This window comes from Pseudomonas sp. Irchel 3A18 (assembly GCF_900187465.1).
Taxonomy (GTDB): Bacteria; Pseudomonadota; Gammaproteobacteria; order Pseudomonadales; family Pseudomonadaceae; genus Aquipseudomonas; species Aquipseudomonas cichorii.
The window spans coordinates 232,626-253,743 of sequence record NZ_FYDI01000002.1 but is presented as its reverse complement, the minus strand read 5'-3'; the positions used below and the strand labels follow the sequence as shown (position 1 = coordinate 253,743).

Annotated in this window: 20 protein-coding genes; 11 read left to right on the top strand and 9 right to left on the bottom strand. The window is 56.0% G+C overall.

The window, feature by feature from the left end; all coding sequences use genetic code 11:
* Positions 1-64: 64 nt before the first annotated feature.
* From CKW23_RS04160 to xseA, 4 genes are all read right to left on the bottom strand, one after another.
* Positions 65-934: an oxaloacetate decarboxylase gene (locus CKW23_RS04160; protein WP_025258851.1), complete on the bottom strand. Its 870-nt coding sequence runs from the start codon at positions 932-934 to the stop codon at positions 65-67.
* Positions 935-1,294: 360 nt separating this feature from the next.
* A complete protein-coding gene (gene leuA / locus CKW23_RS04155; RefSeq protein ID WP_025258852.1) occupies positions 1,295-2,965 on the bottom strand; it encodes a 2-isopropylmalate synthase in 1,671 nt (556 codons plus the stop codon).
* Between the two features lie 371 nt (positions 2,966-3,336).
* Positions 3,337-4,161, bottom strand: a complete 825-nt coding sequence (locus CKW23_RS04150) for a M23 family metallopeptidase (protein WP_025258853.1) — start codon at positions 4,159-4,161, stop codon at positions 3,337-3,339.
* A 7-nt stretch (positions 4,162-4,168) separates the two neighbouring features.
* Positions 4,169-5,548, bottom strand: coding sequence for an exodeoxyribonuclease VII large subunit (xseA, locus tag CKW23_RS04145; protein ID WP_025258854.1), 1,380 nt, complete (start codon positions 5,546-5,548; stop codon positions 4,169-4,171).
* A 166-nt stretch (positions 5,549-5,714) separates the two neighbouring features.
* On the opposite strand from xseA, the gene CKW23_RS04140 reads away from it, so the two are divergent.
* The 7 genes from CKW23_RS04140 (at position 5,715) to CKW23_RS04110 (ending at position 13,214) form a co-directional block, all read left to right on the top strand.
* Positions 5,715-6,413: a sulfite exporter TauE/SafE family protein gene (locus CKW23_RS04140; RefSeq protein WP_074569097.1), complete on the top strand. Its 699-nt coding sequence runs from the start codon at positions 5,715-5,717 to the stop codon at positions 6,411-6,413.
* Between the two features lie 66 nt (positions 6,414-6,479).
* Complete coding sequence (locus CKW23_RS04135) at positions 6,480-7,028, top strand: hypothetical protein (protein WP_025258856.1); 549 nt, start codon at positions 6,480-6,482, stop codon at positions 7,026-7,028.
* Between the two features lie 95 nt (positions 7,029-7,123).
* Positions 7,124-8,593, top strand: a complete 1,470-nt coding sequence (gene guaB, locus CKW23_RS04130; protein ID WP_025258857.1) for an IMP dehydrogenase — start codon at positions 7,124-7,126, stop codon at positions 8,591-8,593.
* A gap of 118 nt (positions 8,594-8,711) precedes the next feature.
* On the top strand, positions 8,712-10,289 hold the full coding sequence (guaA, locus tag CKW23_RS04125) for a glutamine-hydrolyzing GMP synthase (RefSeq protein WP_095067081.1): 1,578 nt from the start codon (positions 8,712-8,714) through the stop codon (positions 10,287-10,289).
* A 307-nt stretch (positions 10,290-10,596) separates the two neighbouring features.
* Complete coding sequence (locus CKW23_RS04120) at positions 10,597-11,808, top strand: site-specific integrase (protein ID WP_095067211.1); 1,212 nt, start codon at positions 10,597-10,599, stop codon at positions 11,806-11,808.
* Between the two features lie 207 nt (positions 11,809-12,015).
* Complete coding sequence (locus CKW23_RS04115) at positions 12,016-12,447, top strand: hypothetical protein (RefSeq protein WP_143498888.1); 432 nt, start codon at positions 12,016-12,018, stop codon at positions 12,445-12,447.
* A complete protein-coding gene (locus tag CKW23_RS04110) occupies positions 12,447-13,214 on the top strand; it encodes a hypothetical protein (protein ID WP_095067079.1) in 768 nt (255 codons plus the stop codon). Before CKW23_RS04115 ends, CKW23_RS04110 begins: the two co-directional genes overlap by 1 nt.
* Before the next feature lie 246 nt (positions 13,215-13,460).
* Here the strand turns inward: CKW23_RS04110 and CKW23_RS04105 are convergent, their stop codons facing one another.
* A complete protein-coding gene (locus CKW23_RS04105; protein WP_256590398.1) occupies positions 13,461-14,396 on the bottom strand; it encodes a LuxR family transcriptional regulator in 936 nt (311 codons plus the stop codon).
* 91 nt (positions 14,397-14,487) lie between these two features.
* Between CKW23_RS04105 and CKW23_RS04100 the strand changes: the two genes are divergently transcribed.
* A complete protein-coding gene (locus CKW23_RS04100; RefSeq protein WP_082729292.1) occupies positions 14,488-14,706 on the top strand; it encodes an AlpA family transcriptional regulator in 219 nt (72 codons plus the stop codon).
* Between the two features lie 126 nt (positions 14,707-14,832).
* Positions 14,833-16,188: a replication protein gene (locus CKW23_RS04095; protein ID WP_095067210.1), complete on the top strand. Its 1,356-nt coding sequence runs from the start codon at positions 14,833-14,835 to the stop codon at positions 16,186-16,188.
* Between the two features lie 283 nt (positions 16,189-16,471).
* Here CKW23_RS04095 and CKW23_RS04090 read toward each other — a convergent pair whose 3' ends face one another.
* The 3 genes from CKW23_RS04090 to trbJ form a co-directional block, all read right to left on the bottom strand.
* Complete coding sequence (locus CKW23_RS04090; protein WP_095067077.1) at positions 16,472-16,792, bottom strand: hypothetical protein; 321 nt, start codon at positions 16,790-16,792, stop codon at positions 16,472-16,474.
* Between the two features lie 2 nt (positions 16,793-16,794).
* Complete coding sequence (gene trbL, locus CKW23_RS04085; RefSeq protein ID WP_095067076.1) at positions 16,795-18,342, bottom strand: P-type conjugative transfer protein TrbL; 1,548 nt, start codon at positions 18,340-18,342, stop codon at positions 16,795-16,797.
* A 193-nt stretch (positions 18,343-18,535) separates the two neighbouring features.
* Positions 18,536-19,330, bottom strand: coding sequence for a P-type conjugative transfer protein TrbJ (gene trbJ / locus CKW23_RS04075; RefSeq protein WP_095067074.1), 795 nt, complete (start codon positions 19,328-19,330; stop codon positions 18,536-18,538).
* 326 nt (positions 19,331-19,656) lie between these two features.
* On the opposite strand from trbJ, the gene CKW23_RS27150 reads away from it, so the two are divergent.
* Positions 19,657-19,788, top strand: a complete 132-nt coding sequence (locus tag CKW23_RS27150; protein ID WP_122461296.1) for a hypothetical protein — start codon at positions 19,657-19,659, stop codon at positions 19,786-19,788.
* Between the two features lie 37 nt (positions 19,789-19,825).
* Here the strand turns inward: CKW23_RS27150 and CKW23_RS04065 are convergent, their stop codons facing one another.
* The gene (locus tag CKW23_RS04065; RefSeq protein ID WP_095067072.1) at positions 19,826-20,035 is read right to left on the bottom strand and encodes a TraC family protein; all 210 of its coding nucleotides are present in this window, start codon (positions 20,033-20,035) and stop codon (positions 19,826-19,828) included.
* Between the two features lie 493 nt (positions 20,036-20,528).
* Here CKW23_RS04065 and CKW23_RS04060 point away from each other — a divergent pair, with 493 nt between their 5' ends.
* Positions 20,529-20,900 (top strand): CopG family transcriptional regulator, encoded by a 372-nt coding sequence (locus CKW23_RS04060; protein WP_095067071.1) that lies wholly within the window; start codon positions 20,529-20,531, stop codon positions 20,898-20,900.
* The last annotated feature ends 218 nt before the right edge of the window (positions 20,901-21,118 follow it).

Sequence of the window (21,118 nt, the reverse complement as noted above, 5' to 3'; positions counted from 1 at the left end):
TTGCAAAAAAGCCTCCTTTTACGGAGGCTTTTTTTCATCGCTTCAGTCGATAAGTACGGCGTACTTACTCGTTCACATTCATGAACTTCTTGGCCCACTCAACATAGTCTTCAGGCTGTGTGTAAGTGTGGGTAAGTTCAGTCGCGTTCATGTCGCTGGTGCTGCTCAGAATCTGGCGCTGTTCTCTCAGGCAGTCATAGGTTGCCTTGATCGATGCGAAATAGGCCGCATGGCCGTGTACACAGATCCTGACGCCCATCTCTGCAAGACGCTTGTTGTCATGCAGCGCAGGATTTCCGTAAGTGACCAGCATCAGGGGAATGGTCACACCTTCCGAGATCTGTTCAAGGTGCTCGAAGTCCCGCACGCCTACGATGGTAATGCCGTCGGCGCCTGCACTCTGATACTGCTGAATCCGGCTGATTGCTTCCTGCACGGGAATGATCGCGGCATTGGTGCGGGCAAAGATCGACAGTTCCGGATCGACACGGGCTTCCAGCGCTGCGCGGATCTTGCCGACGCCTTCTGCGGTGGAAATCAGGTCGGTGGACTTGCGGCCAAACTGGGCGGGCAGCAGAGTGTCTTCGATGGTCAGCGCCGCAACGCCTGCACGCTCGAGTTCGATGACGGTGCGCATGACATTGAGCGCGTTGCCATAACCGTGGTCGGCATCGGCGATGAACGGAAGCTCTGCGACGCGGCCGATGCGAGTGGCCTGCTCGACGAATTCGCTCAGGGTGATCAGTGCGAAGTCGGGCGCTGCCAGTACTTGCAGGGATGCAACCGAGCCGCCGAGGATACCCACTTCAAAGCCCAGGTCGGCTGCGATGCGCGCAGACATTGGATCGAAGACCGAGGCTGTGTGATAGCAGGAATCTGAAGAGGTGAGTGCGCGAAAGTTGCGGCGCAGATCTTGATGGGAAGCCTTAGGCATAATCGCTCCAAATGTGATTGGATCAGCTCAGCGTTACCGAGGCCGATGGTTTTTTCAATGCACGGTTGGTCTGCCCGTGCATTCTTTTCGTCCGAAAATCAATGCAATAGTCATCGTGGCTTTTGGGAAAGGGTGCAGCTTCAAACAGGCAAGTTGAACCTGGCGCCGGTAGCTGAAAAAGGTGCTATCAGCAGGCCAAATCCATTAAAGGCAGCATGCTACCACAGCATAAATGAAAAGATTATGCCGAATATGCGCATGGTTATGCGGATTCTGAAACGAGGGTTTTAGATCGAAAAGCCCGTGTTAGAGCCTGTTGGAGGATGACGAACGGGCGTCCGTCATCCTCGCTATTCCGACTCAGGCAGCCTTGGCTTGTGCCTGGCTCAGGGAGCGGTTCAGGGCACTGAATAATGCACGGAAGCTGGCAGTGGTGATGTTCTCGTCGATACCCACGCCATGCACGGCACGGTCACCGTTCACGCGCAGTTCGATGTAGGCAGCGGCCTTGGCCGTGGTGCCGGAGCCGATGGCGTGCTCGTTGTAGTCCATGATTTCCACGTTGACCGGCAGGCCGGCAACCAGTGCTTCCAGAGCGCCTTTGCCCTTACCGCGCCAGTGCTGGGTTTCGCCGTCGACATGCACTTCTGCATCCACCGAGCTGTTGCCGTTTTCTTCCTGCAGCTTGTGGCTGATCAGGGCGTAAGGCGTGTTGGCTTGCAGGTACTCGCGGCGCAGCAGTGAGTGGATCTGCTCGGCAGTCATTTCCAGGCCCAGACGGTCGGTCTCGCCCTGAACCACCTGGCTGAACTCGATCTGCATGCGACGTGGCAGGGAGATGCCGTATTCCTGTTCCAGCAGGTAAGTGATGCCGCCTTTGCCCGATTGGCTGTTGACGCGAATCACTGCCTCGTAGCTGCGACCGATATCGGCCGGGTCGATTGGCAGGTAAGGCACTTCCCACAGAGCGTCGTCTTTCTGCTGGGCGAAGCCCTTGCGGATAGCGTCCTGGTGCGAGCCGGAGAACGCGGTGTGAACCAGGTCGCCGACATAAGGAGCGCGTGGGTGAACCGGAATCTGGTTACACTCTTCAACGACCTTGCGCACGCCGTCGATGTCCGAAAAGTCCAGGCCAGGATTGATGCCCTGGGTGTAGAGGTTCAAGGCGACGGTGACCAGGTCCACGTTGCCGGTACGCTCGCCGTTGCCGAACAGGCAGCCTTCGACACGGTCTGCACCGGCCATCAGACCCAGTTCGGTGGCGGCAACGCCAGTGCCACGGTCGTTGTGGGTGTGCAGGCTGATGAGAACGCTGTCACGGCGGGTGATGTTGCGACCGAACCACTCGATCTGGTCGGCGTAGACGTTCGGGGTCGCAACTTCCACGGTAGCCGGCAGGTTGAGGATCACCTTGTTCTCAGGCGTCGGGTTCCAGACCTCGATCACGGCATCACAGACTTCCTTGGCGAACTCCAGTTCGGTGGCGCTGAAGGTCTCTGGCGAGTACTCAAAGGTCCACTGGGTTTCCGGCTGTTGGGCGGCGTATTTGACGAACAGCTTGGCGGCGTTCACGGCAATTTCTTTCACGCCGGCCTTGTCCTGGTTGAAGACAATGCGGCGGAAGGAAGGGCTGGTGGCGTTGTACAGGTGAACAATGGCCTTTTTCGCGCCGCGCAGGGATTCAAAAGTACGGGCGATCAGATCTTCACGGGCCTGGGTCAGCACCTGAATGGTGGTGTCATCCGGGATATGGCCGTCTTCGATCAGGGTGCGCACGAAGTCGAAGTCGGTTTGCGAGGCCGCCGGGAACGATGCTTCGATTTCCTTGACGCCGACCTTGACCAGCGTTTTCCAGAAACGCAGTTTCTTGACCGAATCCATTGGCTCGATCAGCGATTGGTTACCGTCGCGCAGGTCTGAACTGCACCAGATCGGCGCCGAGGTAATGGCTTTGGAAGGCCAGGTACGATCGGGCAGGTCGATGGTCGGAAACGCACGGTACTTCTTCGATGGATCTTTGAGCATGGTCATTTGATAAGTCCTTTGTACGGAATAGGCCGAAAAGAGGCGGCCAGCCATTGACGCGCAAGACAGGGGCGAGGCACCGCAATCTAGCCTGGCAGTCGGGAACTGACCAGGCGCAGACACCGATGTTGGCGCAACAGAATGAGGGTTTGAGCAGTTTTCATGAGGCCAACCGTAACCATTGAGGTGAAAGTTGGCAAGCACCTGGAAAAAATTGAGATAAGTTCTCGAATTTCGGTTCGTGGCGAGTTTTTATCGCTGTTTAAAGGCGTTTATTGCTTGGTTATTGTGCGAGTTGAAAAACGTGTGCAAACACCTTCGTGAATGAATTCGTTTCCACGTGGTTTGTGTGGAGCGAATTCATTCACGAAAGGAGATTACGGCTGAAACGCGCCAATGAATATCGCCGGGTCTACCCGCGCATCGTTCAGGCTGACGTTCCAGTGCAGGTGTGGGCCGGTGGCGCGGCCGGTAGAACCGACTTTGCCGAGCAAGCCGCCTCGTGGCACCTGATCGCCGGTTTTCACGTCGATCTTCGACAAGTGACAGAACATGCTGATAAAGCCCTGACCGTGATCGACATACACCGTGTTGCCATTGAAGAAGAAATTACCGGTCAGGATGACCTTGCCAGCCGCCGGGGATTTGATCGGTGTGCCTGTCGGGACCGCGAAATCCAGGCCTGAGTGGGGATTGCGCTCTTCGCCATTGAAGAAGCGACGCACACCAAACTTGCTCGACAGCGGCCCGTTTACCGGTTTGTCGAGGATCAGGTTGCTTGGCGTACCAGGGCTGAATACCGCATAGCCACCCAGCAGTTTTGGCGTTTCACTGTTGATGCGTTTGGTGTCCTCGGGGTTCGGGTTGACCTGACGCTTGTTCTGCAGGGTGATGTGCTGTTCCGGGTACTTTTTGCTGCCCACCGTAAAACTCAGGTTGCGACCACCCGATGCCAGTTGTTGCGTGCCGGGCTTGATCGTCAACGGCAGGCCGACAATGGCCAGCCAGCGAGTACCTTGTTCCTTGACCACCAGTACCGGTTTGCCCTGGAAGGTGGCTTTAGGCGGCTGGTTGCTGGTGCCCAGATCAATCACTGCGACACCGCCGGGCACCGGCTTGTTGAGAGCGCGAGTGATGTAGCTGTCGGCATGGGCGGGAAGGCACAAGAGGAGGGCGAGCAGCGGTGCGATAAAACGTAGCATCGATAGGTCAGTCCAGAAGAGAGAGGGTCACGGGCGTCAGGTGGTTATCCTCGACGCGCACTTGCAATTCGCCTTCGCCCAGTCTGGCCGTAAGGCGCTGGCCGGGTCGTGTTTGCGCGGCGTTGCGGATGGCATTGCCGCGTTCGTCGAGCAGGATACTGTAGCCACGGCCCAGTGTTGCCAGCGGACTTACGACATGAAGTGTCTGAATCTGGCTTTGCAATTGTAGTTTTCGGGTCTTGATCTGCTCGCGCATGGCGCGTGGCAGGCGTTCGGCCAGAACATCCAGCCGCTGGCGCAGGAAGGCCAGGGTGCGTCCCGGATGCTGGGCGGCGAGACGGCTTTCCATGTGCGCCAGGCGCACCTTCTGCTTATGCATGCCTTGTTCGAAGGCGCGGCGCAGGCGCATGTCCAGGTCATCCAGGCGCTGGGCTTGCTGGCGCAGGCGTTCACCGGGATGGCGCAGGCGGCGGGAAATACCGTCCAGACGCAAGCGCTCACGCATGAGTCGATCCTGCATGCGGCTGATCAGACGGCGATTGAGGTTTTCTACCCGGCGATGCAGGTCGCTGGAGTCCGGTGCCAGCAATTCCGCAGCGGCAGAGGGCGTAGGCGCCCGCACATCGGCCACGAAGTCGCTGATGGAAACATCGGTTTCATGCCCGACCGCACTGACAATCGGGGTCACGCAGGCATCGATGGCTCGGGCCACGGCTTCTTCGTTGAAGCACCACAGGTCTTCCAGCGAACCGCCGCCTCGGGCGAGGATCAAGGCATCGAAGCCTCTGGAGTCGGCCAGCTTGAGTGCCCGGACAATCTGCGCAATCGCTTCGCGGCCCTGGACCGCCGTCGGAATCAGGGTCAGCTCGACTTGCGGCGCACGACGGCGGAACACGCTGATGATGTCGCGGATCACCGCGCCTGTAGGCGAGCTGATAATGCCGATACGTTGCGGGTGCAGCGGCAGCGCGACCTTGCGTTCGGCGCTGAACAGGCCTTCGTCGCTGAGCTTGGCTTTCAGGGCATCGAAAGCCAGTCGCAATGCGCCATCGCCCGCCGGTTCGACGGTATCAAGAATCAGCTGATAGTCGCCGCGGCCCTCGAACAGCGAGACTTTGCCGCGAACCTTGACCTGCAAGCCATCCTTGAGCGCCTGCCGGACACGCGCCGCGCTCTGGCGAAACAGGGCGCAACGCACCTGGGCGCCGGAGTCCTTGAGCGTGAAGTACACATGGCCGGAGGCCGGGCGCGACAGGTTGGATATCTCGCCCTCGACCCAGATGCTGCTGAACACATCTTCCAGCAACACCCGTGCACGGCCGTTAAGCTGGCTGACAGTGAGGACTTCCCGGTCCAGGCCGAGTCTTGCAAAGGGATCTTTAATCATGGCGGCATCATAAAGGGATTTGCCCGGCCACCACCACTGGCGGTTTTCGGGTGGCGCAGCTATATAAGCAGCGCGTGGTCAATTCAGGGAGAGTCGTGTGGCGGTCGAATGGTTCAACCAGTTGGGCTTTGCACCGTTGGATCTGCTGTGGATCGAACTGGCCGTGATGGCGGCCTATATAGTGTTTGGCGTCGCCGGTTTCGGTACGGCGCTGGTGGCCGGGCCTGTCCTGATTCATTTCATGCCGCTGTCGCGGATCATTCCCTTGCTGGTGATGCTGGATTTCCTGGCGGCTTTCGGCAACCTGCTGCCTTCCCGGCAATCGGTGGTCCGCTCGGAGTTGCTTCGCCTGCTACCTTGCATGGCGGTGGGCTGCACCTTGGGCGTGCTGTTTCTGCTCAATCTCAAGTCCGATGTACTGCTCCTGATGATGGGGCTGTTCGTGACGGCGTATGCGCTTTACAGCCTGGCAGTCAACGTACGACCGACCCAGCTGGCGGCGGGCTGGGCGATCCCCATGGGCACGATCGGTGGCTTGTTCGGTGCCTTGTTTGGCAGTGGCGGTTTTCTCTACGCGATCTATCTCAACAGTCGCCTGACTTCCAAGGAGCAGGCGCGGGCCACGCAAAGCGCCCTGATCAGTTGCAGCACTATCGTGCGCCTCGGGCTGTTCTTGCTGGCCGGGGTCTATGCCGAAATGCCCTTGCTGCTTCTGGCGGTCTGCCTGTTGCCTGCGATGTTGCTGGGTTCATGGATCGGTCGATCACTGGTGACGAAACTGTCCCGTGAAGCCTTTGTGCGGCTGGTAACCTGGCTGGTGCTGGTCAGCGGTCTGGCGTTGATCGGTCGTTACATTGCCGGTTGATGGGGCGGCGTTCCGGGCTGACCTGTTAAACTGCCGCCCCCGATCAGCCTTCAGCGACACATTGCCATGAACACCCAGAGCATCATCGTCCCGCAAATCTCCAGTTTTCCCGGACATGAGGCACGGGCGCGCCTGATTCTGCGCTGGCTGGTGAAGCTCAATGTGGTCGAGCCGGAACTGAGCACCTGCGGGCGAACCTACAACAAAATGGCCTATGCCATTGCACCGGGCGCGAAAAGGGTGGTGCAGCATCCCGACGCCTTGCCGTTCGGGCAGGTCGTCAACGGGCTGGAAATCGTGACCAGGCGCTGCATCTTCACGCCGCTGAACAATTTTGCCGAAGAGGCCGGTTGCCCCGAGTGCCGCCGGGAAATCGGTGAGGCGCTGTTCGATAGCCTGGAAGACTGGATGCCCGGCCATACCGATAACTTCATCTGCCCCGAATGCCGCCATGAAGACGATATCAACGGTTTTCTGTTCCTGGACGCCTGCGGTTTCTCCAACCTGGGTTTCATCTTCAATAACTGGCTCGATGCATCCTTCACACAGAGCTTCCTCGACGACTTCGCGGAACGCCTGGATCGCCCGGTTTCCTTCGTCAAAGTCCGACTATAAGTTCGTTTGATATTAGGCTGAGGTTTGCATTGAGCCTGCGCAGGTGTGTAGGTATAATGGCGCGCTTCCAATTTTCCCGCCCGGGAGCCCCCGCGATGCTGCGTATCAGTCAAGAAGCCCTAACATTCGACGACATTCTCCTTGTGCCCGGTTATTCCGAGGTACTGCCTAACGAAGTCAGTCTGAAAACCCGTTTGACCCGTGGCATTGAACTGAATATCCCTTTGGTTTCCGCTGCAATGGATACCGTCACTGAAGCCCGTCTGGCCATCGCCATGGCTCAGGAAGGTGGTATCGGTATCATCCACAAGAACATGACTATCGAACAACAGGCTGCTGAAGTTCGCAAGGTCAAGAAGTTCGAGGCCGGTGTCGTCAAGGACCCGATCACCATCGAGGCTGACGCCACGGTACGTGACCTGTTCGAGCTGACCCGCCTGCACAACATCTCCGGTGTACCTGTCCTGCATGATGGCGACCTGGTCGGCATCGTGACTTCCCGTGACGTGCGCTTTGAAAACCGTCTGGATATCCCTGTTCGCGAAGTGATGACGCCCAAAGAGCGTCTGGTCACCGTACGCGAAGGCGCAGACAAGAACGAAGTGCGCGATCTGCTGCACAAGCACCGTCTTGAAAAGGTCCTGATCGTCGACGCCAAGTTCGCGCTCAAGGGCATGATGACCGTCAAGGACATCGAAAAGGCCAAAGCCTACCCGCTGGCGAGCAAGGACGACCAGGGTCGTCTGCGTGTCGGCGCTGCTGTCGGTACTGGCAAGGACACTGGCGATCGTGTTTCGGCGCTGGTAGCTGCCGGTGTTGACGTGGTGGTAGTCGATACCGCTCATGGTCACTCCAAAGGCGTGATCGACCGCGTTCGCTGGGTCAAGGAAAACTTCCCTGAAGTGCAGGTCATCGGCGGCAACATCGCCACTGGCGAAGCGGCCAAGGCTCTGGCTGCGGCTGGTGCTGACGCGGTCAAGGTCGGTATCGGCCCAGGTTCGATCTGCACCACCCGTATCGTTGCAGGCGTGGGCGTACCGCAAATCAGCGCCATCGCCAACGTTGCCGCTGCCCTTGAAGGCACTGGCGTTCCCCTGATCGCCGACGGCGGCATCCGTTTCTCGGGTGACCTGTCCAAGGCCATCGTTGCCGGCGCAAGCTGCGTGATGATGGGGTCGATGTTTGCCGGTACTGAAGAAGCGCCGGGCGAAATCGAACTGTTCCAGGGCCGCTCCTACAAGGCTTATCGCGGCATGGGCTCGCTGGGCGCCATGTCCCAGGCGCAAGGTTCTTCGGACCGTTACTTCCAGGATTCGTCCGCAGGTGCCGAGAAGCTGGTGCCGGAAGGTATCGAAGGCCGTGTGGCCTACAAGGGTTCGTTGTCGGCCATCATCCATCAACTGATGGGCGGCCTGCGTTCTTCCATGGGCTACACCGGTAGCGCCGATATCGAAGAAATGCGCACCAAGCCCGAGTTCGTACGCATCACCGGCGCTGGCATGGCTGAGTCCCACGTCCATGACGTGCAGATCACCAAGGAAGCGCCGAACTATCGCGTCGGCTAAGGCCGACAACTGATAGCTTTAAGCTACAAGCGGTAGTTGCGCTTATGCAGCTACCGCAGATTCCGATAACTTGCAGCTTGCAGCTTAAAGCTCGCAACTGCTCATCAGAGCTCCTTCCATGGCCCTCGATATTCACGCCCACCGTATCCTGATCCTCGATTTCGGCTCCCAATACACCCAACTGATTGCCCGCCGTGTGCGTGAAATCGGTGTGTACTGCGAACTGCATCCGTTCGACATGGACGATGAAGCGATTCGCGAATTCGCTCCACGCGGGATCATCCTCGCTGGCGGCCCCGAGTCCGTCCACGAAGCCAATAGCCCGCGTGCTCCGCAAGCCGTGTTTGACCTGGGCGTGCCGGTCTTCGGTATCTGCTACGGCATGCAGACCATGGCCGAGCAGTTGGGTGGCCGCGTTGAAGGCTCCGACCTGCGCGAGTTCGGTTACGCCCGTGTCGACGTGGTCGGCAAGAGCCGCGTACTCGACGGTATCGAAGACCATGTCGATGCCGATGGCGTCCTGGGCCTCGATGTCTGGATGAGCCACGGCGACAAAGTCACCGAAATCCCGGACGGCTTCCACGTCCTGGCCAGCACCCCAAGCTGCCCTATCGCCGGCATGGCTGACGATACCCGTGGCTACTACGGCGTGCAGTTCCACCCGGAAGTGACCCACACCAAGCAGGGCGGTCGCATCCTGTCGCGTTTCATCCTCGATATCTGTGGTTGTGAAGCGCTGTGGACTCCCTCGCACATTGCTGAAGACGCGATTGCCAGCATCCGCGCCCAGGTCGGTACCGACAACGTTCTGCTGGGCCTGTCCGGCGGCGTCGACTCTTCCGTGGTCGCAGCTTTGCTGCACAAGGCCATTGGCGATCAACTGACCTGCGTCTTCGTCGACAACGGTTTGCTGCGTCTGCACGAAGGCGAGCAGGTCATGGCCATGTTCGCCGAGAACATGGGCGTCAAGGTGATCCGCGCCAACGCCGAAGAGCAGTTCCTGAACAATCTGGCTGGCGAAAGCGACCCGGAGAAAAAGCGCAAGATCATCGGTCGCACCTTTATTGACGTGTTCGATGCCGAAGCCTGCAAGCTCGACAACATCAAGTACCTGGCGCAAGGCACCATCTACCCGGACGTCATCGAGTCGGCTGGCGCGAAAAGCGGCAAGGCTCACGTCATCAAGTCGCACCACAACGTGGGCGGCCTGCCGGAAGAAATGAACCTCAAACTGGTCGAACCCCTGCGCGAGCTGTTCAAAGACGAAGTCCGCCGCCTCGGCCTGGAACTCGGCCTGCCGTACGACATGGTCTACCGCCACCCATTCCCTGGCCCGGGCCTGGGCGTGCGTATCCTGGGTGAAGTGAAAAAGGAATACGCCGACCTGCTGCGTCGCGCCGACCACATCTTCATCGAAGAACTGCGCAAGGCCGACTGGTACCACAAAGTCAGCCAGGCATTCGTTGTCTTCCAGCCAGTCAAATCGGTTGGCGTCGTAGGCGATGGCCGCCGCTACGCCTGGGTCGTTGCCCTGCGCGCCGTAGAAACCATCGACTTCATGACCGCACGTTGGGCACACCTGCCTTACGAACTGCTGGAAACCGTCAGCGGGCGGATCATCAACGAGATCGAGGGGATTTCGCGGGTGACTTACGATGTTTCGAGCAAGCCGCCGGCTACGATTGAGTGGGAATGATCCCGCGTCCGGCACTGCCCGGCACGATCTAGCAAAAAATGCCCTGAAGCCCGCGTAATTGCGGGCTTTTGGCTTTTTGGGTCTGGCAAATTCGGGTAGCGTTCTGCATCGCCAAGCACGGTGTTTATGTGGCATGGTACGGGGTACTGACTGCATCTAATGCCATGCATGACGCTCAATACCATGCCCTTTGCCTCAGGGTTGGCATGGTATCGAGTTGGCCTAAAGGCCCGGTTTTACTGGGGATAGACCCAATTTTTCCGCGCATTTCAGGGCATGGTATTTTTTCATGGAAATAGTGGAAGCCATGCTCACCGATACCAAGCTTCGAAATCTCAAGCCCCAAGACAAGCTCTACAAGGTGATTGACCGTGACGGCTTGTACGTAGCCGTCACTCCAGCCGGCTCGATCTCCTTTCGCTACAACTACTCCATCAACGGCCGACAGGAGACGATCACCTTCGGTCGTTATGGCTTGGGGGGAATCACTCTTGCAGAGGCTCGGGAGCGGCTAGGGGAGGCCAAGAAGATGGTCGCCGCTGGCAAGTCTCCAGCTAAGGAAAAAGCACGGGCGAAGGCGCGCACGAAGGGTGCTGAGACTTTCGATGCTTGGGCTGAAAAATGGCTACGCGGCTACCAGATGGCGGACTCGACACGAGACATGCGCCGATCAGTCTATGAGCGCGAGTTGAAGCTGAAGTTTGGCAATCAGAAGCTAGTAGAAATAAACCATGAGGACCTGCGAGCGTTGACTGACGCGATAGTAGAGCGGGGTGCGCCTGCAACCGCCGTCCATTCACGGGAGATCGTGCTGCAAGTCTTCCGTTGGGCCATTGAGCGTGGCCAGAAGGTTGAGAACCCCGCAGATCTGGTACGGCCTGCCAGTATCGCGAAATTTGAGCCACGCGACCGTGCGTTGACGCCCGATGAAATTGCGCTGATGTACCAGTACATGGACAGAATCGGTACCGCGACTTCGGTTCGTGCTGCGGCAAAGCTCCTTCTGCTGACAATGGTGCGCAAGAGCGAGTTGACCAATGCGACGTGGAGTGAGATCAATTTTAGCGAAGCGTTATGGACCATCCCAAAAGAGCGGATGAAGCGTCGTAACCCTCATTTGGTATTTCTGTCTCAGCAGGCATTGGATTTCTTCATCGCGTTGAAAACCTTGGCAGGAGGTTCAGACTACGTTTTGCCGTCACGCTACGACTCTGATTTGCCAATGAGCGCAGCCACGATCAACCAGGTGCTGACACTCACCTATCGCCTTGCCCAAAAGGAAGGGGTGCCCCTAGGCAAATTCGGGCCCCACGACCTGCGACGCACGGCCAGCACGCTGTTGCATGAGGCTGGGTACAACTCCGACTGGATCGAGAAGTGCCTCGCGCACGAGCAAAAAGGTGTGAGAGCCGTCTATAACAAGGCTGAATATCGCGATCAGCGCCGTGCGATGTTGCAAGATTGGGCAAATATGGTTGATGATTGGACGCTTAAGAAATCTCGGAAAACAAACGCGTAGCTTTCGTGATTACGCCCCACTTCAGCAATCGCTGATAGGAACTTATCCTAAGTTTGACCAAGAAATTCCATCGTTGCTGACCGGTCGGATGCATTCGATGCGATCATCCAAGTGCGTTCGATACCAGCCTCACGTATGGCTGAAGGATGAAAGAAGTTAAGTTTTATGCTTCGCTGGTCGTTTCTAATAAAATATGAGGTCAGGAAAATGCTGGAAGAAAATGTTATTGATATCGAATACTATTTGGAAGAGATATCCAATAGGAAAATAGGTCATGAGCAAGATGTAGCTTACATTATGCCGGAAGGCAGTGCTGACGGCGTTGATATCCTGAACGAATACTCGCCAGACTTGAGAAAGGATTTAAAGGAGTTTGGCGTTAAGGCCGTTGTCGTAAAAGGCGAAGTGCATACTTATCAAGCATTAAGAAGCGCTGATATAATCTTGCCTTTGATTTTTGGGATTCCTTTCGCGATTCTTGCTAATTTCTTAACGGATTGGTTGAAGAAGAATATACCTAAAGATAAAACGGTTTCTGTGAAATTCATAAAAAAAGAAGGTGCTAGCTATAAAAAAATAGTTGTAGAGGGTTCGGCGGCGGAAGTTGAATCAATAATAAATAGCCTAAAGGATCATTGATGAGCGAAGAAGATAATGAGCCAGCCTTTGAGGCGCGAGTGATGGCTTTTGGAAATGTAAATTTTTCCAGCATGGCGGAAAATAGCTTCAATGAGGCGCAAAAGATTATTGCTGACTATAACGCTGGAGAGCTGATAGATCCAGAACCTAAGCTTAGGCACGCATTGAATATGCTCCTTAATGTTTTCTGGGTGGCTAAAGATTTACGAGTTCCAATCTCAAAGCAGATGCACTCTATAGGGGCCGCGCTGCATGAGGATTACGGGTGCGCCCTGGAGTTTGAAGACGGCTTTTATTTCACAAAATGCCCCAATATGCTTCTGCATCGTGACTTTGGGTTTAGTATGCGGGGATTTGAGAAATATAAATGCTCTATATGTGATATGGATCCTGTGGACTGCGATCATAGGAGTGGGCGAAAATACAGCGGTGTCGAATGTAAAGAGTTCGCTGAGCGCTGCAATATATGTAATGATGAGATTTCATCGTGTAGTCATTGTTTGGGTGAAACTTACGATGACGTTGAGGCAGTTAAGCTCGCCTATGTCACGGAGATAGTTACATTTGATGTTGTTAAAGAGCCGGAGTGTCCAATCGCAAGAGTTACGAAGATTCCATTCTCAAAACAGCATATTGCTAATTCTATAAGCGAAGATCCAAACTTTGGATTATTTGAGTACGGCCGTACAATAATTAATTGTGATCATTGTGTTCGTTGCTCGGAGTATAATCCGGCTGCGAATGACGAGCCCTGGAGTAATCGGTGAGGTTTGATGGGGTCTGTGCTGCAAGCGTCGGTAAAAAACCAAAGTGACCAGATGCTCTGCGAGTTCGAAATATTCTTATTGGCTGTTGGCACTTTTTAATGAGGATCTGCTTTGGGTTGGCTACCGACCGTAGATGGCTGCTTTCGCTCCTAAGTCATTCGAAGCACTGATTAGGTCGAGTGCTAGTGACCGTCTTATTGAGTTCAAAAGTGTGGTTGCTTGAGTTAAATGATGCAGCTCGAAGCACTAACACAGTCGAAAACAATCAGGGACTGAGCGAAGAGCTTTGGATACTGCTTGGCGCTCGATATTCAGTCTGCGAGCAATTTCTGACTGGTTGAAGCCGAGTTTTTGCAGTACGAGGATTTGCTTTCTCCGGTCTGTCAGCTTGACGTCCACCATTAGTCGAGCGAGATTTCTTAGCTCCGCTTCGTCCGTTAGGTGTAGGGTTTGGCTAAGCATGTATCGAAAGATATACGCGTCGACGAGCTCGTCACCTGACTTTGCCTTAGGCTCTGCTCGTACTGCGCATTGTCTGCTCAATCTGGCCAGCTCTAGGTCGAACTGCGCTACAGATCTCATTGCTTGCCTGTATGCCGGGTTCCAGCATCCATCCGGTGTCTTTGGGCGGTGGGTGGAGCAGTACAGATTACTCAGGCGTAGGTGTTCATCAAGGTCACGCTGACCTTCACCTTCTGCGAACAATGCTAGCTCTGCCCGCGCGCCGCAGAATCTACAGAACCCTTTCAAGCGTTGACCGTTCAAACCGTCCATATCCTTGGTATACGGCTGCTTGCGCTTACATGCCAGCACCAGTTCTATCAGCGTCTCAAGCGTCGCAATGAAGCAGCGATCGTCCTCCGACTGCTTGTCGTGAGTCAGAACAAAAGCTCGTAGCAGCTGACGCTGTAGGCGGACCATAGCGGCAATGCCAACAAGCTGGATAATCGCGCTGAACGCTACATTCGTTCCTGCCCCGGGTATATGGCCCTGATAACGCGATGGAAGCGTTTCGGCATATGACGCCACGGCACGGTCGATAAGCTCTTCGACCAGACGAACGATCGGATAGCGTTTAGATGCTGTGGAGTAGGGCTCCCAGCGATCAAGGAATCGGTGAAGGGCCTCTGCGACGGAGGCATCACACCCCTCCCAAATAGCTATGGACGTTTGTTTTTTCATGTCAACCATTCTAGCCAATCATTCTGTCGAAGCAATAGGCACCTAAAGGCACGATCAGGCACACATTCGCTGTGACTGATAGGGCCTAGCTATGCATCCATCGAGCAAAAAACTCATCGACAAAAAGACACTCTTGGCGATGATCCCGCTGTGTGAGCGCACGATCTATAACTTTGAAATGAAGGGTAAATTCCCGCGTCGAATTGCGGTGAGTAGCCGCAAGGTCGTGTGGGATTTAGCCGAGGTAGAGGAGTGGATTGATACATGCAGGGAGTCCGGCCCCGCTCCTAGGCCAGGAATGGCAGTCTGAGCGGTGGGGTTCAGGCCTGAGACAAGGTCGACATCGCGTCCTTACTCAGAAACTGCAAACGACCTTGTAGAGCTGAAAAGCGCAAGTTTACAGCTTGCGCTTTTCAGCTCTGAGGACGAAGCGCAGATGTACCACGATAGGACGAGAGCCGGTTTTTTTTCGTTGCTCGTCGACTCCCAAGGTGAAAAGCGCCAGTCCTCTCATCGTTTGGCTGATATGCCAAAAGTGCTCAGTTTGTTGGACAAAAAACGTGACACGTGGATGTCCCAGGCAGAGTTCATCCGACCCAATCGGCGAGTCGTTAATCTTCTGCGGCTTGGCCTGCTGTTCGCCGACCTCGACACCTACCGCGTGCCCGCGCTGGCTGGGCGAGCGCCTGACCAACTGGCCGCGTCCGTCCTATACTTCTGCGCCGAAGAGGGCTTGCCGCCGCCGTCCGTGCTGATCTACAGCGGCCGGGGCATACAGGCCAAGTGGTTGCTGGAGGGCACCATTCCACGACAGGCCCTACCCCGCTGGAACGCCTGCCAACGCTACCTTGTGGATCGTCTCGCGCACGTCGGGGCCGACCCAATGGCCAAGGACGCCAGCCGCGTGCTGCGTACCGTCGAGACGGTCAACAGCAAGAGCGGCAAAGTCTGCCGCGTGGTTCACGTCCAGAGCGGCCTTGATGGTCAACCGATCCGCTACAACTTCGAGTATCTGGCCGAGGCCCTGCTACCGGCAGCCCGATGGACTATCGAGCAGCAACGGCAGGAGCAACAGAAACAGGCCGAACAGCGCGCAACGGGAAAGCGTTTCCTTTTGGTGCCCGGCAGCAAAGCTGACAATCTGCGCGGGTTTTCCGGCCGACAGCTCGCGTGGGATCGGCTGGAAGACCTGCGCAAGCTGGCCGAGCTGCGCGGTGGTGTCGGTGAGGGCAGCCGGATGCAGCACCTGTTTTGGCGATTGAATTTCCTGCTGCTGTCCGGGGCGACCAATAGCAAGCTGATGTACCACGAAGCGGCCGCGCTGGCCCGCGAACTTGATCCGCAGTGGAATAGCCGCTCGAAAGAGCTTATGACCCTGTTCAGCAAGGCCAAAGCCTATGAGGCCGGGGACAAAGTTAGCTTTGGTGGCAAGGACTACGCGCCGCTGTACACGCCGAAGAACGACACCCTTATCAACTTGTTCGGGATCACTGCCGACGAACAACGCCAGCTCAAGACTATTGTCAATCGGGTCGAGGCTGCAGAGCGCGATAGGAGGCGCCATGAGCTTCGGAGGCGAGCTGCCGGTTCTGTAGACCGAGAAACCTACCTTGAGTCTGCCAACGCTAAGCAGGCGCAGGCGCAGGCCCTCAGACGCGAAGGCCTGAGCGTGCGAGCCATCGCTAAGCGAATGGCGGTGTCCGTGGGAGCCGTCTCGGGCTATCTCAAAGCTCCGGCCGTAGAGTGTTCAAAGTCCGTCCGTATTACTAATGGCGAAGCCCCCGCGCTTTGACGGCGGCCCGTCCAGGCCGATGGTCTAAGTGTTCAAAGTCCGTGCGTATTACTAATGGCAGAGCCTTCCGCGCGTTGGATCAAGGCTGTCTGGGGGCGTCGTTCTGATGGAGTGCCAGTAGGGTGCTGGTCCGAAGTAATAGGCGGCCTGGGTTTCGAACTCAGGGGGAGATTACGCTTACGTGCGGGGGCTGAAGGGGTTACCTGAGACAAGTCCGTGCGTACTACTTGGATTTGGTGGCCCCGGGAAACAAACCCCCGCACTCTGGCGGGGGGTTGTAGGGTCAGCGGTTGACGGAGGAGTCGAGCCTTTGGGCTTCCTGCGCCGCTCGGATCGCAGTCAGAATTTGCTGGGCTTGAGCAGCATTGCTCTTGCTACCCAATAGAGGGAGGCGATTCAGATGTTGCACTCCAGAAAACATGTGAAAGGAAGCCGAAAGGGCCAGCGGGCTAACTCGAAGTTGCAACGCGGTGCATTGTCGATCCAGTCTATCGAGCAATGGCCCGTAGCCTTTGCTTCGCAGCCAACGGCCGAACGCCCACATGCCAATGGCTAAGGTGGAGGCGAGCATTACGAATCCAGCGAACATTAGAATGCTATTCATGATTATTTCTCCGGTTGGTCGTTGCTTGAGGTTATTCTCGAAACGTCGAGGCGGCCGGAACTCGAACTGGTGTTCGTATCTGGTCGAATGACGTTGGATTCCATGCCTGCGGCTTCTCCAGCTGGCTCTGCGGACGTGGGCGAACTGGAGTCACTGGGGGCTGGCAATGGAGGACCAGCGCCAAGCGACGCTGAGTGGGCATTCTCCATGCCCGGCACTGTCAGCGAGGCAATTACGCCAAGCGCTTTTGCACCACCATTGGCTGCTTGAGACAGTGCGTTGCCGGAACTAACAGCTCCCCCTTTCGGTGTTGCTTTCTGATCATTGTCACCGCCGCTCTGTGCGGCCTTCCCGGCCTGCTTAGCGGTCTGCTGGACGCTGTTGCTGGACGTAGCCGATGGGGTAGCTGCACCACCGCCAATCTTCGCACCTGCGGAACTCGCTACCTTGGCCGCTGCGCCGCCGCCAGTGCTGGCCCCTACGCCGGGGAACGTAGCGCCACCTACTGGCGAGGCAGCACCAGCGGAGCTTGCACCGGCAATACTGGAGTTGATCGCCCCTGCCAGACCGCCGCCGCTGATGCCTCCGGCACTCGCTGCACCGGCAGCAGCAGGAGCGGCCGCCCCGGCCGTGGCGATGGTTGCGATTGCCGCCGCTGCACCGGCAGCACCGGCGGCCGCCATACCACCGATGGCTGACCCGCCACCCATCGACGTGCCGCTAATCATGCCGCCGATCAGGTCGGGAATAGTCTTTGTCAGATAGCAGCACACCAAGGCCAGACCGACCATCGTCATCAACGACGCTTCGTCATTGGTGTAGGCGGCCAACCACTGTTTGGCCGACTGGACTATCAAGCCGACGATTAGCGTTAAGACGAACAGCTTGGCTCCGATTGCGACGGTGAAGCGCATTGGGGCGATCGCAAAATCACGCGTCCATTGTGAGCCGCCAAAGCCAAAGAACAGCACCGAAGCATTGATGATGACGTAAGACTCTACGAGCGTTACGAACATGAATGCAGCGATGAAGGCGAAACACGCCAATACAAGGATTGCGCATACTGCGATCAGAAGTCCTTTGGCCGGAGAAAACACTGATATGCCCTTTACCATAGTGCGGCCGAAATCCAGTGCAACCGCCAGCATATCGCCGGGTTCTAATGCACGCCCGAGGCCGCTCGCAGACGCAGCCGCATCGCGGAAACTATCGACAATGGCAGATGACCACTCCACCGAGTACTTCATAACAGCAAGGAAGAAGCCGACCACCAGGACGAAGCGCAGCAGCTCGCCGACAATCTCGCCGAAGTCGGCTTGCTTCATGATCAGAGGTAGGAACGTCCAAATGAATTGAATGGAGGCCAACAGCCAGAATAATCTGATCGCATAGTCATACAGCTTTCCTGACCACTGGTGCGACTGCTGCAAAACGAGGTCGAGTAGGCCCTGCACCGATGTGTCGGCATGTGAAAGGTCGGTCGCGGCCATAGCATCTCCGCTCACGAATGAACTCGCCAAGACGAGGAACAATAGTAGGCGAGTATCCATAGCTAGTACCCCTTAACGCCGCCGCGAGTGTTCGGGCGCTCTTCAAAAGAGAAATCAGCGTCACGCTCTTGCCGTTGGTGCTCAGTCACCGATATACATTCGCTGTCGCTTCGAACCGCCACGGTGACGATAGAACCGATTAGTGCAGAGCCGGAGCAGATCAACGCGATGAGCCATTTCGAAATAGTCATTCTCAGTACCCCTTCACGCCGCCGCGTGTATTTTTGCGCGCTTCAAACTGCTGTTCGGTAGCTTCGCTGGCTGCTGTACGGTCACCCTGCTGAGCCATATAGTTGCCCTGCATGTTGATTTGCGTAGCGACCAGATCGCGCAGCTTCTGCAACTGCTGGACATTTTGTGAGGCGATTTCGTTGCCTGCCTGGATCGCCTGCATCCGGCCCACGGCTGACTGTGAACGTGAAACCATGCGCGCGAGCTGAGCGTCTTCAGACTCGAAGGCTCCTGTATTTAAATCCGCTGCTTTCATCGCCGTTCTCACGTTGTCGCGGCCCTGCTGTGACCACTTTTGATAGCGATCCTGCGCCGGGACCTCTGCCGAGTTCGCTGCTTGATTTAGGTAGTACTCGTAGCCGGGAAAAACCGTGTTGAATCGCGAATCCAGGTTCTGGATTTGGCGGCCCAAGGCTTGGGAGCGGTTGTAGATGTTGACCACGCTTTTCAAGTCAGCCGCGATGCTGCCGAACATCGAATCGGGCAAGCCCGTGCCCTGCGTGACCATGTTTTGGTACTGCTGAATTTGCGTTTGCAGTTGCTCGGCGGTGTTCAGCGCCGTGTTGACCTGCTCGGCGTACTCGAACATCTGTTGATAGAACGTCGAGCAGTTAGAGCAGTAGATGGCGTAAGCCGGGGCAGGTGTCATATAGAGAACTACACCAAGGCTTGTGGTTGCCATTGCCACAGCTAGCGCCGCGCCTCGGCCGAATATCCGAGCGACATAAACTGACGTTTTTTGCGATTCTATTTCCATACCGAATACCTAATTTTGTAGTAGCTTGAGGTTTGATTATTCTCCGATATGGCGTTGTTTTGAATATGCGGATAATAGTCTATCCGCATAGATTGCAATAAGTTGCGTCCGGAAACTGTCCGTTAATCAAACCTTTTAGTGATGGCAACTCTCTGGCTTTTCTAGGTTTTTTCTTTTGTAAGGAAGAAGAGTTGGCTGTCCGGTTTGATGCGTTTTGCGGACGAAAAAAGCCCACTGAAGTGAGCTTTTTATAAGTTGGTGCGCGGCGTCAGTGGGCTGCGTAATAAGGATTATGAGTGCGATAGAGGCAACGTTCAGTTTCAGGGATGTGCAGCGTCTCAAGGTGCCACTCTTCGAGTGAAGAAGCTAGCTCGGCCGCGATGCGCTGGGCCTCCGAAATGCGCTTACTAGATTGCCCGCTGGCTCGGCCGAGGCAGGCTTGCAGTTCATTGAGTTGAGTGGCCAAAGCGCTGATGCGGTGAGCGGTCTTCATAATCAATTCCTCTTGCTTATCCTTTCCACGATTCTATCGAATTCTTCCCGGATGTGATCGTCCGCGAGATCAAGATTAACTAATCCTGATTTTATTGCAATTCTTGCAATTCTTTCTGCTGCCTCATTGTCTAGTTTTGCAAGCCTTGCCTTAGCCATCTCTAGTTCAGAAAAGGCGTCAGCTCGACGCTCAGAAAGGGTTTTTCTAGCCATTTTTCATGCTCCTTTTTGGTGCCATTTCGGCCTTGATCTATTGTGGGTAGCGGAGATTCTAGCGACCGCTGGAGTTGTTAGCCATATCAGGATCGGCGTCGCTACGAGCTAAGCGTGGCCGCGGTAAGTTGGCCGTCGCTCATACTTTCTCCGCTCTGTTTGATTCATTCATTTAAATTTAGTCGATTAAGTTAACTCAAAGCAATTTTAGGCAATTCCTTACCTGGATTAATGCAACTCTAGGCAACTTAGAGAGAATTAACGCAACTCAAGGAAATTTAAGGAAACTGACTTTGCCGAAACGACTATTAGCAATAAATTTCTTTTAATTGCACCCAGGCAGACGGCAAGATGTGTGTTGTACGGGTACGGGCAAGCCCGTACCCATCCATCACTGTCCCTTATTCGCCTTCGGCTCAACGTATCTTGCTCTGCGAGGCGCACAGCCGCTACCGCGTCTAAGGGCAAAAACACAGCAACAGCTGGAGCACCTATGACAAGCGGCACCAAAGAAAAAACGACGGCTCGCCGACGCGGCAAGCCAATCGAGGTTTGGGTCACTGATGAGGAAAAAGCGGTGATCACTGATAAGGCCAAAGAAGCTGGGATGTCCCGCTCGGGCTACCTTCGCGCGCTAGGCATGAACACGCCCATCCGGTCGGTCGTTGACCTGACCTCCGTGGGGGACTTGGCCAAGGTGAGCGGCGACCTCGGACGGGTTGCTGGTCTGTTGAAACTTTGGCTTGCGGAGAAGCGCGGAGAAGGCGCTGACGCAATTGATGTGGAAAGTATAATGTTGGAGTTTCGAAGGTTGCAGGTGGCTATGGGAATAAAGATGGGGGAGATTGTTAAAGCTCACAGGTAAATCTCAGCTTTACACAGCTTTTGGATTGTGCAATCCACATAGGTCGATAGCCGGTTGGCTGCCCGTCGAACTGTTTTTAGCTCGATGCCACCTCGAATTGCTCAACGTATACTATTAGTGAGCTTTAGCGCATATGTCTCTAGGCGATATGGGAAGGACCAAATGAGAGATCGACCGCACAGTGAGGCTATGTCCGAGGCGCTTCGTGCAGACCCTGC